General features: G+C 57.4%; 16 protein-coding genes. 13 read left to right on the forward strand and 3 right to left on the reverse strand.

Annotated elements, in window-relative coordinates; genetic code table 11:
• The first annotated feature begins 5 nt into the window (after positions 1-5).
• The gene (locus ACI5GA_RS19450; protein ID WP_074751914.1) at positions 6-296 is read left to right on the forward strand and encodes a PsiF family protein; all 291 of its coding nucleotides are present in this window, start codon (positions 6-8) and stop codon (positions 294-296) included.
• 271 nt (positions 297-567) lie between these two features.
• Complete coding sequence (locus ACI5GA_RS19455) at positions 568-1,578, forward strand: AI-2E family transporter (RefSeq protein WP_404636500.1); 1,011 nt, start codon at positions 568-570, stop codon at positions 1,576-1,578.
• A 287-nt stretch (positions 1,579-1,865) separates the two neighbouring features.
• Here the strand turns inward: ACI5GA_RS19455 and ACI5GA_RS19460 are convergent, their stop codons facing one another.
• Entirely contained in the window at positions 1,866-3,131 is a 1,266-nt protein-coding gene (locus ACI5GA_RS19460) for an Hsp70 family protein (protein WP_421423858.1), read from the reverse strand.
• Between the two features lie 299 nt (positions 3,132-3,430).
• Between ACI5GA_RS19460 and cbpA the strand changes: the two genes are divergently transcribed.
• The 10 genes from cbpA to ACI5GA_RS19510 all read left to right on the forward strand — a co-directional run bounded on the left by cbpA (position 3,431) and on the right by ACI5GA_RS19510 (position 12,611).
• Positions 3,431-4,384, forward strand: a complete 954-nt coding sequence (cbpA, locus tag ACI5GA_RS19465) for a curved DNA-binding protein (RefSeq protein ID WP_404636502.1) — start codon at positions 3,431-3,433, stop codon at positions 4,382-4,384.
• A 17-nt stretch (positions 4,385-4,401) separates the two neighbouring features.
• Positions 4,402-4,701 carry a chaperone modulator CbpM gene (locus ACI5GA_RS19470; protein ID WP_404636503.1) on the forward strand — a complete coding sequence of 100 codons (300 nt, stop codon included), beginning with the start codon at positions 4,402-4,404 and terminating at the stop codon, positions 4,699-4,701.
• 233 nt (positions 4,702-4,934) lie between these two features.
• Positions 4,935-5,414 carry an NYN domain-containing protein gene (locus ACI5GA_RS19475; protein WP_404636504.1) on the forward strand — a complete coding sequence of 160 codons (480 nt, stop codon included), beginning with the start codon at positions 4,935-4,937 and terminating at the stop codon, positions 5,412-5,414.
• 140 nt (positions 5,415-5,554) lie between these two features.
• Positions 5,555-6,169, forward strand: coding sequence for a 3'-5' exonuclease (locus tag ACI5GA_RS19480; protein ID WP_404636505.1), 615 nt, complete (start codon positions 5,555-5,557; stop codon positions 6,167-6,169).
• A 124-nt stretch (positions 6,170-6,293) separates the two neighbouring features.
• Positions 6,294-7,193, forward strand: coding sequence for a drug/metabolite exporter YedA (yedA, locus tag ACI5GA_RS19485; RefSeq protein WP_404636506.1), 900 nt, complete (start codon positions 6,294-6,296; stop codon positions 7,191-7,193).
• Positions 7,194-7,241: 48 nt separating this feature from the next.
• Positions 7,242-8,579 carry a DEAD/DEAH box helicase gene (locus tag ACI5GA_RS19490; protein ID WP_421423860.1) on the forward strand — a complete coding sequence of 446 codons (1,338 nt, stop codon included), beginning with the start codon at positions 7,242-7,244 and terminating at the stop codon, positions 8,577-8,579.
• A 224-nt stretch (positions 8,580-8,803) separates the two neighbouring features.
• A complete protein-coding gene (gene rfbB / locus ACI5GA_RS19495; RefSeq protein ID WP_421423861.1) occupies positions 8,804-9,880 on the forward strand; it encodes a dTDP-glucose 4,6-dehydratase in 1,077 nt (358 codons plus the stop codon).
• Positions 9,877-10,782 carry a dTDP-4-dehydrorhamnose reductase gene (gene rfbD, locus ACI5GA_RS19500; protein WP_421423862.1) on the forward strand — a complete coding sequence of 302 codons (906 nt, stop codon included), beginning with the start codon at positions 9,877-9,879 and terminating at the stop codon, positions 10,780-10,782. The genes rfbB and rfbD overlap by 4 nt, the downstream gene beginning before the upstream one ends.
• On the forward strand, positions 10,779-11,669 hold the full coding sequence (gene rfbA / locus ACI5GA_RS19505; RefSeq protein WP_421423864.1) for a glucose-1-phosphate thymidylyltransferase RfbA: 891 nt from the start codon (positions 10,779-10,781) through the stop codon (positions 11,667-11,669). The genes rfbD and rfbA overlap by 4 nt, the downstream gene beginning before the upstream one ends.
• A gap of 30 nt (positions 11,670-11,699) precedes the next feature.
• Positions 11,700-12,611, forward strand: coding sequence for a glycosyltransferase (locus ACI5GA_RS19510; RefSeq protein WP_421423865.1), 912 nt, complete (start codon positions 11,700-11,702; stop codon positions 12,609-12,611).
• A gap of 27 nt (positions 12,612-12,638) precedes the next feature.
• Here ACI5GA_RS19510 and ACI5GA_RS19515 read toward each other — a convergent pair whose 3' ends face one another.
• Positions 12,639-13,634, reverse strand: a complete 996-nt coding sequence (locus tag ACI5GA_RS19515) for a glycosyltransferase family 2 protein (RefSeq protein ID WP_421423866.1) — start codon at positions 13,632-13,634, stop codon at positions 12,639-12,641.
• A gap of 294 nt (positions 13,635-13,928) precedes the next feature.
• Here ACI5GA_RS19515 and rfbC point away from each other — a divergent pair, with 294 nt between their 5' ends.
• Entirely contained in the window at positions 13,929-14,474 is a 546-nt protein-coding gene (rfbC, locus tag ACI5GA_RS19520; RefSeq protein ID WP_421423867.1) for a dTDP-4-dehydrorhamnose 3,5-epimerase, read from the forward strand.
• An 80-nt stretch (positions 14,475-14,554) separates the two neighbouring features.
• Here rfbC and ACI5GA_RS19525 read toward each other — a convergent pair whose 3' ends face one another.
• Positions 14,555-15,478: a glycosyltransferase gene (locus ACI5GA_RS19525; protein WP_421423868.1), complete on the reverse strand. Its 924-nt coding sequence runs from the start codon at positions 15,476-15,478 to the stop codon at positions 14,555-14,557.
• Positions 15,479-15,570 lie beyond the last annotated feature (92 nt).

Raw genomic sequence — 15,570 nt, forward strand, 5'->3', positions numbered from 1 at the left:
AATCGATGAAAATGCTGCGTGTTCCTCTTCTGGTCATGGGCTTGTTGATGTGCGCTCAAGGTTTCGCCGCGACTGCGCAGCAGAACAAGATGACCACCTGTAATGCCGACGCCACGGCCAAATCCCTCAAGGGCGACGAGCGCAAGGCATTCATGAGCACTTGCCTCAAAGCTGCACCCGCTCCGGCGGCTACCCAGCAGGAGAAGATGAAGACCTGCAACGCGACCGCCACCACGCAGGCGCTCAAGGGCGATGCGCGCAAGGCGTTCATGAGTGATTGCCTGAAGAAAAAATAAGCCATTTGTTACGAGAGTTATCGGAGTGGTACGCGTCTGTGGGAGCGAATTTATTCGCGATGGCGGCGGTACAGTCGATAGAGATGCATCAGACGTACCGGCCTCTCGCGAATGAATTCGCTCCCGCAAGGTATGTGTGTCACGGCTGGATCTGGCTATGCAGGATTAAACGATACAAGACCGAGCGACTAACGACGCTCTCCGGCGCTGGTCGTGGGCGGGGAACGCTGGCAGACTGCCCATCTTTTCAGGCCGTTTGTTTTGAGGCTGTATGCCAACGTTTTCGCCGCGTCATGTGTATCTGGCCAGTTGCATTATCGTGTTCGGTGGTTTGTTGCTGGTGTTACCGCTCAAACTGCTGCCCAGCCTGTTGGCCGGGTTGCTGGTCTATGAACTGGTGGACATGCTCACTCCGCAATTACAACGTCTGATCGCTGGCGAGCGCGCGCGCTGGCTGGCAGTGGCGTTGCTTGGCACGCTGGTGGTCAGTGTGCTGTCGCTGCTGTTTGCCGGTGCCATCAGTTTCATCCTCCACGAGGCCGAAAACCCTGGGGCCTCGCTCGATAAATTCATGATTCTGGTGGAGCGCGCCCGAGGTCAGTTGCCGCCACTCATCGACGGCTATCTGCCTGCCAGCGCGTCGGAGTTCCAGGCGTCTCTCAGTGCATGGTTGACCAAGCACATCGGCGAGCTGCAATTGCTGGGCAAGGGCGCGGCCCACATGTTCGTCACGTTGCTGATCGGCATGGTGCTGGGCGCGATCATCGCCCTGCAACGCATTCCCGACGTCACCAAGCGCAAGCCCTTGGCCGCTGCGCTGTTCGAGCGGCTGCACCTGTTGAGCCAGGCTTTCCGCAACATCGTCTTCGCCCAGATCAAGATTTCTGCGCTCAACACCGCCTTCACTGCGGTGTTTCTCGCGGTGATCCTGCCGTTGTGCGGTGTGCACCTGCCGTTGACCAAAACGCTGATCGTGATGACCTTCCTGCTGGGCTTGTTGCCGGTGGTGGGCAACCTGATGTCCAACACGCTGATCTTCATCGTCGGCATGTCGCTGTCGATCTGGGTGGCATTGGCGGCGTTGGGTTATCTGATCGTGATCCACAAGGTCGAGTATTTCCTCAACGCGCGGATCGTCGGAGGGCAGATCAGTGCCAAGTCGTGGGAGTTGTTGCTGGCGATGCTGATTTTCGAAGCGGCGTTCGGCTTGCCGGGTGTCGTGGCGGGGCCGATTTATTACGCGTACCTGAAGAGCGAGTTGCGCAAGGCTGAGCTCGTTTGATCTGTTGACCCCAAGCCCTGACTGATCGTACCCACGCTCTGCGTGGACACGCGGTGATGACGCTCTGCGTCGACGGGACGCGGAGCGTCCTGGGCGGCATTCCCACGCGGAGCGTGGGAACGATCGGAATGCGGTGTCCACCGCTTTCGCCAGCAAGCCGGTTCCCACAGTTTCAGCGTTGAATACAAGATTTGGATTCGACGCAATCATTGTGGGAGCCGCCTTGGTGGCGAAGGGGGTTGGCCAGCCAACATAGCTCCCATCAGCAGTTCAATGCGACGGCGGGATCAGCCGTACCGCTTCTTCGCCTCGATCGCCAGCCCCGCGCCGATGCTGCCGAAGATGTTGCCTTCCACGTGCCGTGCGTTGGGCAGCATCGCCGAGACGCTGTTGCGCAGGGCCGGGATGCCGCTGGAGCCGCCGGTGAAGAACACTGTGTCGACATCCGCCACGCCCACACCCGCATCACCCAGCAAGCTCGTCACACTTTCCCGCACACGTTCCAACAACGACTCGATGGACGACTCGAACAGCGCGCGGGTCAGGTCGGCATTCAGACCTGCCTCGATACGGTCCATCGGCACCATGCGGTTTTGCGCGTTTGTCAGCTGGATCTTGGTTTCTTCCACTTCCATCGCCAGCCAGTGGCCTGCGCGCTGTTCGATCAGCTTGAACAGGCGATCGATGCCGAGGGTGTCTTCGATGTCATAACGCATGCTGCCCAACGCCAGTTGCGACTTCTGGGAATACACCGAGTTGATGGTATGCCAGGTCGCCAGGTTCATGTGGGTGCTGGTGGGCATGTACGCACCGCTTTTCATCCGGCTGCCATAACCGAACAGCGGCATCACGCCTTGCAGGCTGAGCTGTTTGTCGAAGTCTGTCCCGCCGATGTGCACGCCGCCGGTGGCCAGAATGTCGCTCTGGCGTTCATCGACCAGACGCCGCTCCGGTGACAGGCGCACCAGCGAGAAGTCCGACGTACCCCCGCCGATGTCGACGATCAGCACCAGTTCTTCGCGATCCAGGGTCGACTCATAGTCGAATGCTGCGGCAATCGGTTCGAACTGGAAGGAGACATCCTTGAAGCCGATTTTGCGGGCGACTTCAGCCAACGTGTCTTCAGCTTCCTGGTCAGCAGCAGCGTCGTCATCGACGAAATACACCGGACGGCCCAGCACCACTTGCTCGAACGACTGACCCGCGACCGCTTCGGCGCGTTTTTTCAATTCGCCGATGAACAGGCCCAGCAGATCCTTGAACGGCATCGCCGTGCCCAGCACGCTGGTGTCGTGTTTGATCAGCTTGGAACCCAGCAGGCTCTTGAGCGAGCGCATCAGACGCCCTTCGTAGCCTTCCAGGTATTCGTGCAGCGCCAGACGGCCGTAGACCGGGCGGCGTTCTTCGATGTTGAAGAAGACCACCGACGGCAGGGTGATTTTATCGTCCTCCAGCGCAATCAGCGTTTCCGCTCCGGGGCGCAGCCAGCCCACTGTGGAGTTGGAGGTGCCGAAGTCGATGCCAAGGGCTCGGGCCGGGGATGGGGTGCTCATGTTCTGTACGTTCCGGGCAAAAAACGGCCGCGCAGTGTATGCGAGTGGACGGCGGATGCGTAGCGCGGCGTGTCGGTTTTTCGCGTCAGAAGGTTCTATTTAACGTCGATGGCTTGAATAGAGGCCCGACACCCCCAATCTTGCAGGCAACTCTTCATTGCATTCGGCCCGGTTTGAAACCTGTTTCAAGCGCGCGAGGCTGTGTGCCGATAACTTTGCAACATTCAGCGCGGTCGGCGTTCTCATCTGATAACGCGGTACGCAACTGTGCTGGAGACACCAGAATGGGTGACCGTTAGATGGACTTCAAAGACTATTACAAGATATTGGGCGTAGAGCCGACCGCGGACGAGAAGACAATCAAGACCGCCTATCGCAAGCTCGCACGCAAATATCACCCTGACGTTAGTAAGGAAGCGGGCGCCGAAGACAAGTTCAAAGAGGCCTCCGAGGCCTACGAAGCGCTCAGCGACCCTGAAAAACGCGCCGAGTACGACGACATTCGCAAATACGGTCAACAAGGCCGCTTCCAGCCGCCTCCGGGCTGGCAGAGCCGCGGTGGCGCGGGCGGTGGTTTTGGCGGTGGCGGCTTCGAAGGCGGGGACTTTTCCGACTTCTTCAGCTCGATTTTTGGCAATCGTGGCGGCCAGCAGGGCGGGCGTCCGCGCAGCTCCGGGCGCAGAGGGCAGGACGTGGAACTGGACCTGGCGATTTTTCTTGAGGAAACCCTGTCGACCGAATCGAAGAAGATCAGCTTCAAGGTGCCGCAGCACAGTGCCAACGGCCAGCGCATGGCGGATATTACCAAGAACCTGAACGTGAAGATTCCAGCGGGCGTGACCGATGGCGAACGCATTCGCCTCAAGGGGCAAGGCGCACCGGGCATTGCCGGGGGCGAAAATGGTGATCTTTTCCTGACCATTCGTCTGGCGCCGCACCCCAAGTTCGACGTCGAAGGTCATGACCTGATCATCACCGTACCGCTGGCGCCATGGGAGGCCGCGCTGGGCACCAAGGTCGCCGTGCCGACCCTGACCGGCAAGATCAACCTGACCATTCGTCCGGACAGCCAGAGCGGGCAGCGATTGCGCGTTAAAGGTAATGGTCTGTTGAATAAACAGGGCGAGCGAGGCGATCTGTTCGCGCAACTGAAGATCGTTATGCCCAAATCCACCGATGACGCCACCAAAGCCCTCTGGGAGCAGTTGGCCAAGAAAGCGGCTTTCGACCCGAGGGCTCAGTGGAGTAGCTAAAAGGGGAGTCACTGATCATGCGCAACACCTTGGTCGTAGACATGCAGGAATTCTGTCAGGTGGTCGACATGCCCACCGCCTATGTCATCGAAATCGTCGAGCACGGTATCGTCGAACCCCAGGGAAAGCGGCCGGATGAATGGCTGTTCGACACCTCGTCGCTGTCGGTGGCCAAACGTGCGGCCAAGTTGCACCACGATCTGGCCATGGAATGGGACGGCGTCGCCCTAGCGCTGAACCTGCTCGACGAACTGGAACAAGTGCGGGCCGAGAACCGCATGCTCAAACAGCGCCTGGGGCGGTTCGTGCAGGATTGATGTCTGATGTGGGAGCCGCTTTCGCCAGCAAGCGGAGCGCCGCCCGGCCGTCTCCCACAGATTTAGCGTCGAACATAAGATTCGGATTCGGCGAGCTACGTGTGGGAGCCGCCTTGGTGGCGAAAGCGGTCGCCCCGTCAATGCAGCGCTTCAATCCCTTTCTCAAACTGGCATACTGAGCGCCGGTCCGACGTTCGGACCCTTGCCGCCTGTCAGCGCATCGAGGAGTTCGGGTGAGAAGAATCGCGGTGTTCGCCGACGTACAGAACTTGTATTACACCGTGCGTCAGGCTCATGGTTGCCACTTCAACTATGCCGCGTTGTGGGCGGACATCAGCAAACGTGGGCAGATCGTCGAGGCCTACGCCTACGCCATCGACCGTGGCGACAGCAAACAGCAGCAATTCCAGCAGATCCTGCGCAACCTCGGTTTCACCGTCAAACTCAAGCCTTACATCCAACGCAGTGACGGCTCGGCCAAGGGGGACTGGGATGTGGGCATTACCATCGACATCATGGACGTTGCGCCAAAGGTTGATGAAGTGGTGCTGGCCTCGGGGGATGGCGATTTTGATCTGCTGCTTGATCGCATCATCAGCAAGCATGGCGTCGAGGCGGTGGCCTATGGCGTGCCGGGGCTGACGGCCAATTCGTTGATTCGTGCAGCCAGCCGGTATGTGCCGATTGAAGGCGGGTTGTTGCTCAAGAGTTGATCGCTCCGGTGCGTGTACTTATCGATATCGCGGCCGCCCACCTGAAGCGCCTGACACACAGTCATCGTCGGATTGCCGCCCAGAGCAAGCTCACTCCTACAGGTGGGCTGACGTGAAACAGAAGAATTAAAGGTTTTCCCATGCAAGAACGCATCGCCGTCATCGACTTCGAAACCACCGGCATCGCCCCCAGCAGCAGTTGCCGCGCAACCGAGATTGCCGTGGTGCTCATGGAGAACGGCCTGATCGTCGAGCGTTATCAAAGCCTGATGAACGCGGGCGTTCGCATTCCGGCGTTCATCGAATCGCTGACCGGCATCAGCAACGCCATGTTGCGCACGGCGCCTTCGGCGGAGCGGGTCATGAACGAGGTCGCCGAGTTCGTCGGATCGACTCCGCTGGTCGCGCATAACGCGGCGTTCGACCAGAAGTTCTGGGACTACGAGTTCTCCCGCATCAAACGCACCCGTGAACAAAGCTTCGCCTGCTCCATGCTGTTGGCGCGACGGCTCATGCCCAGCGCACCGAATCACAAACTGGGTACGCTGACTTCGTGGGCCGGATTGCCCAACACCGGCAAGGCGCACCGGGCGCTGGCGGATGCGGAGATGGCCGCCAACCTGACGGCGCATCTGAGCCGGGAGCTGCGCGAAACCCACGGCATCAGCGGCGTGTCACACCAGTTGCTGTGCACACTGCAAAAAGTCCCGGCCAAGAAAATGGCTGACGCCATCAGCAAACATCGCGGGTTCTGACTGAAACCGGGTTTTACCGGCAAAAGTGTACGGGTCGAATAAAACCCAGTTGTAACTGATTCTGTCGCAATTTCCTCTCTACACTGGCTCACCATAAAAAACACAGATCCTGGTTGAGCCTTTCATGCCTGCTTCCCGCCGCTTTCCCCTGTTGCTCATCGGGGCCTTTTTCGCGCTTTACGTGATTTGGGGCTCGACCTACCTCGCCATTCGCATCGGTATCGAAACCTGGCCTCCGCTGATGATGGCCGGCGTTCGCTTTACCATCGCAGGCTCAATTTTGTTTGCCTTCATGCGCCTGCGTGGGGCACCCATGCCCACCTGGAAGCAATGGAAGGCGTCGGCCATGATTGGCTTCCTGCTGCTGGCGTGCGGTAACGGCGCCGTGACCCTGGCCGAGCACAACGGCGTGGCCTCGGGCGTGGCGGCATTGGCCGTAGCGGTGGTTCCTTTGTTCACGTTGCTGTTCGGACTGATCTGGGGCCATCGCAACACCCGGCTGGAGTGGGCGGGCATCGTGCTCGGCTTGATTGGCATCGGTTTACTCAACCTCGGCTCCAACCTTCAGGCCAGCCCCTTGGGCGCTGCATTGGTGATCTTCGCAGCAGCCACCTGGGCGTTTGGTTCGGTCTGGAGCCGCTATCTGCCACTTCCGCCCGGCGCCATGGCCAGCGGCTGCGAAATGCTCAGTGCGGGTGCGATGATGCTGATCGGCAGCTACCTCAGCGGCGAACGCATGACCCAATCGCCGGGCGTGTCCGGCTGGCTGGTGATGGCCTATCTGGTGGTGTTCGGTTCCATCGTCGCGTTCAGTGCCTACATGTACCTGCTGAAGAACGTACGCCCTGCTGCGGCGACCAGTTACGCCTACGTCAACCCGGCAGTGGCCGTCCTGCTGGGCGTGTTATTTGCCGACGAACACATTGGTCCCGCAGAAATGGCCGCCATGGCCGTGATCATCAGTGCCGTGGTGTTGATCGGCTTGCCGCAGTGGCGCAAGCAGAATCTGGTGCAGACAGGGTAAACTGCGCGCCATTGCGCCACGCGCTGACCCTTTTGCAACGGTACTCCCATGACATTCGCCACACTCGGCCTGATCGACCCCCTGCTGCGCGCGCTCGAAGCGCTCGGTTACCAGACACCCACCCCTGTTCAGGCCAAGGCCATCCCCCCCGTGCTGGAAGGCCGCGACCTGATGGCCGCTGCTCAGACTGGCACCGGCAAGACTGCAGGGTTCGCCTTGCCGCTGCTGCAACGCCTGACGATGGAAGGCCCGAAAGTCGGGCCCAACTCGGTGCGCGCGCTGGTGCTGGTACCGACTCGTGAGTTGGCCGAGCAAGTCCACGAAGCCATTCGTCAGTACGCCGAACACGTGCCACTGACGACCTACGCGGTCTACGGCGGCGTGAGCATCAACCCGCAAATGATGAAACTGCGTCGCGGCGTCGATGTGCTCGTGGCCACGCCGGGGCGTTTGCTCGACCTGAATCGCCAGAACGCCGTGAAATTCTCCCAAGTGCAGACCGTCGTCCTCGACGAAGCTGACCGCATGCTCGATCTGGGCTTCTCCGAAGAACTGCGCAGCGTCTACGCCGCGTTGCCCAAACGTCGGCAGACCCTGCTGTTCTCCGCCACATTCTCCGACCCGATCCGCGCCCTGGCCAGCCAGATGCTGAACAACCCGCTGAGCATCGAAGTCAGCCCGCGCAACGTCGCAGCGTCTTCGGTCAAGCAGTGGATCGTGACCGTCGACAAGAAGCGCAAAACCGAACTGTTCATTCATCTGCTGAAAAAGCAGCGTTGGGGGCAGGTACTGGTGTTCGCTAAAACCCGCGTGGGTGTCGACCAGTTGGTAGAGCGTCTGCAAGGCCTGAGCATCAACGCCGACGGCATCCACGGCGACAAGCCACAAGCGACCCGCCAGCGCGCACTGGACCGGTTCAAGACCGGGGAAGTGCAAATTCTCGTCGCCACCGACGTCGCCGCCCGCGGCCTGGACATCGACGACCTGCCGACCGTGGTCAACCTCGACCTGCCCATCGTCGCTGAAGACTACGTGCACCGCATCGGCCGCACCGGACGCGCCGGACAGACCGGTGAAGCGATCTCGCTGGTCTGCGCCGACGAAGTCGAATTGCTCAGCGCCATCGAAGTGCTGACCCGTCAGACGTTGCAACGCAAGGAAGAGCCGGATTTCATTCCGGACCACCGCGTGCCGGTCACTGATGCAAGCGGACAGATTCTCAAGAAACCGAAAAAGCCGAAGAAGCCCAAAGTCAGCGGCGGCGGTGGAAAGCGCAATCTGGGCAAGTGGGTTGATAGTGGCGAGACGGTGGCCGATGTGCCTGCGGCCAAGCCGGTGAGGAAGGTGCCTGCGTTTAATACGGGGCCGAGGAAGCGTAAGCCTTGAGGTGTTTGTCGTTATTGGCGAAATGAATCAATAAACATCTGTGTTATTAATGCTTACATTTGGCGCTAAAATGCTCGCCGTTTTTCTCGCTGGGCGTGCCGAACTCGATGCGGGCGTTTCAGTCGGATGAGTCTTGGTGCCGGGGTTGTGTCCCCCGGCATTCGCTTTCATGGATCAGATAGCCGCGCTCTGCGGCCGTCAGCAACTCAAGGTACGAAACTCGCGTGAAAATCTTAGTCACCGGCGGCGCTGGCTTCATTGGCTCAGCTGTCGTGCGTCACATCATTTCCAATACCACTGACGCTGTCGTTAACGTCGACAAATTGACCTACGCGGGCAACCTGGAGTCTTTGCAGAGCGTTGATCAGAGCGAACGCTATGCGTTCGAACACGTTGACATCTGCGACCGTGAAGCGCTGGATCGCGTGTTCCACAAGCATCAGCCTGATGCCGTCATGCACCTGGCTGCCGAGTCCCACGTCGACCGCTCCATCAGCGGCCCGTCCGAGTTCATCCAGACCAACATCATCGGCACCTACGCGCTTTTGGAAGCGGCTCGTGGCTACTGGTCGACCCTTGATGACGCTCGCCAGTCGGCGTTCCGTTTTCACCACATTTCGACCGACGAAGTGTACGGCGATCTGGAAGGTCCCGAAGACCTCTTCACCGAAACCACGCCTTACCAGCCAAGCTCGCCTTACTCGGCTAGTAAAGCCAGCTCCGACCACCTCGTTCGCGCCTGGGCCCGTACCTATGCTCTGCCGACGCTGGTCACGAACTGCTCGAACAACTACGGGCCGTTCCACTTCCCCGAGAAGCTGATCCCGCTGGTGATCCTCAACGCGCTGGAAGGCAAGCCGCTGCCGATTTACGGCAAGGGCGACCAGATCCGCGACTGGCTGTTCGTTGAAGACCACGCCCGCGCGCTCTACAAAGTCGTGACCGAAGGCGAAGTGGGTGAGACCTACAACATCGGTGGTCACAACGAGAAGCAGAACATTGAAGTCGTGCGTACCGTTTGTGCTTTGCTCGATGAACTGCGTCCAGAATCGGCTTTCCGTCCGCACGTTGATCTGTTGACTTACGTGCAGGATCGCCCCGGCCATGATCTGCGTTATGCGATCGACGCCAGCAAAATCCAGCGCGAACTGGGCTGGACCCCGGAAGAGACGTTCGAATCCGGTATCCGCAAAACCGTCCAGTGGTACCTCGACAACCCTGAGTGGGTGGCGCACGTGAAGAGCGGCAGCTACCAACAGTGGATCGACAAGAACTACGCCGCGCGCTCCGACAAAGCATGAAGATTCTTCTGCTGGGTAAAAACGGCCAGGTTGGCTGGGAGCTGCAGCGAGCGTTGAGTGTCTTGGGTGAAGTGGTCGCGCTGGACCGTCACCCTGCAGTAACGCCTTACGGAACGCTGTCGGGCGATCTGTCTGACCTCACCGGCTTGCGTGCGGCGATCCGCAGCTTCGCGCCCGATGTCATCGTCAATGCTGCGGCCTACACGGCAGTCGACAAGGCTGAAAAGGAGCGCGAACTGGCGCACACCGTGAATGCCTTGGCGAGCGGCGTCATGGCCGAAGAAGCCAAAGCGCTGGACGCACTGCTGGTGCATTACTCCACCGACTACGTGTTTGACGGCACCGGCACCACGCCGTGGCGCGAAACCGATGCCGTTGCCCCCGTGAACTACTATGGCGCTACCAAGCTGGAAGGTGAGCAGCTGATCGTTGCATCGGGTTGTAAACACCTGATCTTCCGCACCAGTTGGGTGTACGCCGCACGCGGCAACAACTTCGCCAAGACGATGCTGCGCCTGGCCAGAGAACGACAAACGCTCAGCGTGATTGTCGATCAGGTTGGCGTGCCTACCGGTGCCGACCTGCTCGCTGATGTTGCCGTCGCTGCCCTGCAGAAAACCTTGGTTGACCCCGCGCTCTGTGGCATTTACCACTTGGCGCCTGCGGGCGAGACTTCGTGGCACGCGTACGCGAGCTACGTCATCGAATTTGCCCGGACGAACGGCGAACCTCTGGCCGTGGAAACGATCAATCCTATCGCCACGACCGAATACCCAACGCCTGCCAGCCGCCCGATGAACTCGCGTCTGGCGACGGACAAACTTCGCAACGCCTTCTCCCTACACTTGCCGGATTGGCAAAGTGGTGTAACCCGCGTGCTTATGGAAGCTTTGAACAAATGAACACGACCAATCGTAAAGGGATCATTCTGGCTGGCGGTTCGGGCACTCGCCTGCATCCGATCACACTGGGCGTGTCCAAGCAAATGCTGCCGATCTACGACAAGCCGATGATTTTCTATCCGCTGTCGGTCTTGATGCTGGCAGGTATGCGAGAAATCCTGATCATCTCCACCCCTGAAGACCTGCCTGCGTTCCGCAAGTTGCTGGGCGATGGCAGCCAGTATGGCATTCAACTGACCTACGCTGAACAACCAAGCCCGGACGGCCTGGCGCAAGCGTTCATCATCGGTGAAGCGTTCATCGGCAACGACCCATGCTGCCTGATCCTCGGCGACAACATCTTCTACGGTCAGCACTTCTCCGAGAACCTGCGCGCGGCTTCCAAGCAGACCGAAGGCGCAACCGTGTTCGGCTACCACGTTAACGACCCAGAGCGTTTTGGTGTTGTTGAGTTCGACGCCAACGGTCGTGCACTGAGCATCGAAGAAAAGCCTGCCAAGCCGAAATCGAGCTACGCGGTGACTGGGCTGTACTTCTACGACAACCAGGTCGTCGAGATCGCCAAGAGCATTAAGCCATCCGAGCGTGGCGAGCTTGAAATCACCGACGTCAACCGTGTTTACCTGGAGCAAAAGAGCCTGACGGTGCAGATGCTCGGCCGCGGTTTCGCCTGGCTCGACACCGGCACCCACGAGTCGCTGCTGGAGGCGAGCCATTTCGTACACACCATCGAACAGCGCCAAGGCTGGAAGGTGGCGTGTCTGGAAGAGATTGGCTACACCAATGGCTGGATCACGGCTGAGCAGGTAGCTTCCCAAGCTGAAAAGCTGAAGAAGACTGGCTATGGGCAGTATTTGCAAAAGCTGCTGGATCATGACCGCGCTTGATTCTGCAATTTCGTGCCTGGAAACAAATAAATGTCTTCTGAGTTACCCACGGTCGCCGTACTCCTAGCGGCATACAACGGGATGTCATGGATAGAGGAGCAATTGGCCTCTGTCCTAGCCCAGACCCGGGTGCACGTCAACGTGTACATCAGCGTTGATCCATCCAGCGACGGGACGGAAGACTGGTGTACTCGCTATGCCGATGCGCATCCGAATGTTTATTTACTTCCCCCGCTAGGCCCCTTCGGCGGCGCTGCTCGTAACTTTTTCCGGCTTGTGCGAGATGTCGACTTAGAGTGTTGCGACTATGTGTCATTCTGCGATCAAGACGACATCTGGTATTCCGACAAACTAGAGCGCGCGGTTGCTAAGCTACGTTCCGACAGGGTGGATGGTTACTCAAGCAACGTCGTGGCGTTCTGGCCGGATGGACGCCGCATGCTGGTGGACAAGGCACAGCCCCAAGTGAAATGGGATTATTTGTTCGAGGCGGCAGGGCCAGGATGCACGTATGTACTCAGTGCGACGCTAGCGAGGGCTTTCAAGCGTTTCCTGATAGTTGAGTGGGAAAGAGTTCAGGATATCTCGCTGCATGACTGGTTTTGCTACGCGTTTGCACGTAGCCAAGGCTTCCGTTGGATTATCGACTCAGCCCCAGGCATGGATTATCGGCAGCACGCGAGCAACCAAGTAGGCGTAAACGCTGGTGTTGGATCCGCCAGGGCAAGATGGCGTCGAATTGTTAATGGATGGTGGTTCGGTCAGATCCAGTTGACGTCCTCCTTGTTGAATATTCCAAGTTTCACCTTTCTACAGGTACCGGTTCTAACGCGTTTTTCGATACTGAGGCTCGCACTGATGTCTCCTGTGCTTCGACGTCGATTACGGGACCGAGTCGCCCTGACGGCAATTTGCTTAATTAAAGCCGTCATAGGGGCCTGACACGATTGTGGTCATTGAGACGCATGATCAAAGCTTGTTGAGCACGACCGCAAAAAACAAGCCGATGTTCCCAGTGGCGGTTTGACGATAGATCCGGGCTCTTCTCATTAAGTGCATTCGGCGCAACAGGCCGCTTGAGCGGGCACTGGAGAAGTCATCAAGTTTTACCTGGTTTTGTTTCGTCAAGACATGGCGGACTCGACCCAGAATTTTTATATTGTGATCACACCAAACTTTAAAGCGCCCGGAAAATGCTTTCCTGAAGCGGGTCAGCTTGAGGTGAAATCCAGACTGGTCACCGATGATATTTCCGGGGTGCTGCCGATAATCCAGCGCGGGAAGAGGATCGTAATAAATGAAACCTTCTGCACCCGCAACGATTAGGTATATCAGCCAGTCGTGAGCGACAATCGGAGCTGCTTCAAAATCAATATTCAGAAGTGCGCGGGCTTGATGGTTGATCAGCATCGTGTTGGCGCCAGCGATGCTTTGAACAAGGGCGTTGGAAAATCCAGGGGGTCTGCTGAATAGTGGCGAGTAGCCAATGATTGCGCCTTGTTCGTCGATCAGACGGGTTCTCGCGCAGTAGAGTGCTGGAAGGTGGGAGGGAGCCGAAGCAAGGCATTTTAGGCTTCTCTCGAGCTTGTCTTCATGCCATATATCATCCTGATCACAGAAAGCATAAAAATCCGCTTGAACTTCCGCGCGTGTTAATAACGAAATAAAATTGCTGGCAAATCCGCGCCGAGGACCTTTGAAAAGGTGGATTTTTCCTGCAGGAACTGCCCCTTGTAACGCGCGAATGACCGATAGAGTACTATCGGATGAACCATCATCGGAAATGTAAAGTGTCCAGTTTTTGTGAGTTTGTCTCTGGATGGACTCAATCTGTCGATCCAGAAATTTCTCGCCGTTGTATGAGCACAGCAGAATGGCGACAGTGAAGTCTTCCGTCTGAGGCGTTGACGAGTCACTCTTGGCGTTTATTAGTTGGGTCGTGGTGCTGATCTTACGCGTAAGCATTCTGCTGAACCGTGCACGTCAAAAAACAGTAATTGAGTATATCAAGGGGGAGGGTAAATGGAAGCGTGCTACAGGTGCCAGATTTTTCTAGAAAGGCAGCTAAACGACCCGAGTGGCTGGCGTGAATGTTTACTCATGATAAACTGTGCCAAATTCTTTGGTTTCAGGCGCGCACGTTACGCGTTTGTCGCTATTTTTTGATAGCCTGCCTCTCCTGAAGCGAGAGTGTAGATAGCGGTCGGCGATCGATCGGCCTGTATTGGGTTTGAGACGTTTCATTATAGAGGTGATGTGGTGAGCTTTACACGTACTGATATCCCAGAAGTTGTAATATTTGAACCAAAGGTGTTCGGTGATGCTCGAGGGTTTTTCTTTGAAAGTTTCAATCAACGAAATTTTGAGGAAGTCATTGGTTATCCGGTAAACTTCGTGCAAGATAATCATTCCGCGTCGACCCGGAATGTTTTACGAGGGCTTCATTATCAAATTAAGCAACCTCAAGGGAAGTTGGTTCGCGTCATTCGGGGCGAAGTGTTTGATGTGGCTGTGGATATCCGTAAGAGCTCCCCGACTTACAAAAAATGGGTTGGCGTTCACCTGAGTGCCGAAAACAAAAAGCAGCTGTGGGTTCCTGCAGGTTTTGCGCACGGCTTTGTTGTGTTGTCTGAAGCGGCTGAGTTTCTATACAAAACCACTGATTACTATGCCCCAGCACATGAGCGATGCATTGTATGGAATGATGATGAATTGGCAGTTGAGTGGCCGACCTCTTGTGAGCCGGTCCTATCGGCAAAAGATGCCCAAGGCAAGGTGCTGGGCGACGCCGAAGTGTTCGACTGACCCCTCACAAGTCCGTGTGACGGTATGAATACGGCCCGCATGCTATATGCCGGCCGCTTCTGATGATGCGCGATTCTCGGTTAACGATGGGCTGGCTGGCTGACGACGGCGAGCTTAAGTATCTGCAGCGCGCGTGAAAGCTTGGACAGTGCTGTGCGTAATCCTCCTTTGTTAGACGCAGTGATCGCATAGAACGGGGGAGAAAAGTGTAGATCTCGCCAGATTTCGCCCAGTGAAGGTTTCCAGTTTGAAAGTGAATCGCTGGTTACTTGACTGATCAAGGATGGTCGGACGTGGCCTAGCGCGACTTCTTGGTTCAGTTGCTGCCGGGTGATAAATCCTTGCTCGATCGCACGCTTGAGGCATTCCACCCAGAGTTGACCGTTTGGGTTACTCAGCGAAACCCACGGCTGAATATTCATATCAGTGTAATGAAGAAGGCAGGTTTCGCCACGTTCGAAATGCTCCAGTGAGTTCCATTTCTCTGGAAGAGAATATGAGACTGACTTGGCAACCTTCATATCGAACATCAGTGTCTGGTAGGTCAGAGTGCCGTCGTCGAGTTGAGCGATGATGTCTTCGATTTTCCAGTTCAACTGGGCGCAGTCCAACAAAACGACGCTGAATTGCGAACGTCGCCCTCCTGAACCGTTACCTACTGTTTGCAGGTCGCTGCCTAAAAAGGGGGTTTTCCAAAGACTTGATATATCTTGGAACACCTGCATGTCGGCGTCCATGTAAATCGCCTTACCTTGGAAATTGCAGAGCTCAGGGATCAGAAAACGCTGAAATGAAAATGGTGTTCGCGCTCTGTTGGCAGGGTCCTTGGGAACAGGGATTGTACGGGCGTGCGTGTAAATAGCCGACAGTTCAACGGGCAGTTCTGTTTGCTCACGGATAGAAAACTCCAGAACTTTCATTGGCAGCCATTCAGCCGGCGTGGCCGCCACGAATACCCGGACCAGCTCAGGATCGCTTACTGTGTGTAGCATTGTCTCTTCCATGTCGATAGCTCCGAAGCCTCAGTTCTATTTGCAAACGCCGTAGGCGGCAAGTTTCTGATCGTGCGTCGTGCGTCGTGCGTTGGGTGATGGGG

It is taken from the genome of Pseudomonas sp. Pseu.R1, from assembly GCF_045764065.1.
Taxonomy (GTDB): Bacteria; Pseudomonadota; Gammaproteobacteria; order Pseudomonadales; family Pseudomonadaceae; genus Aquipseudomonas.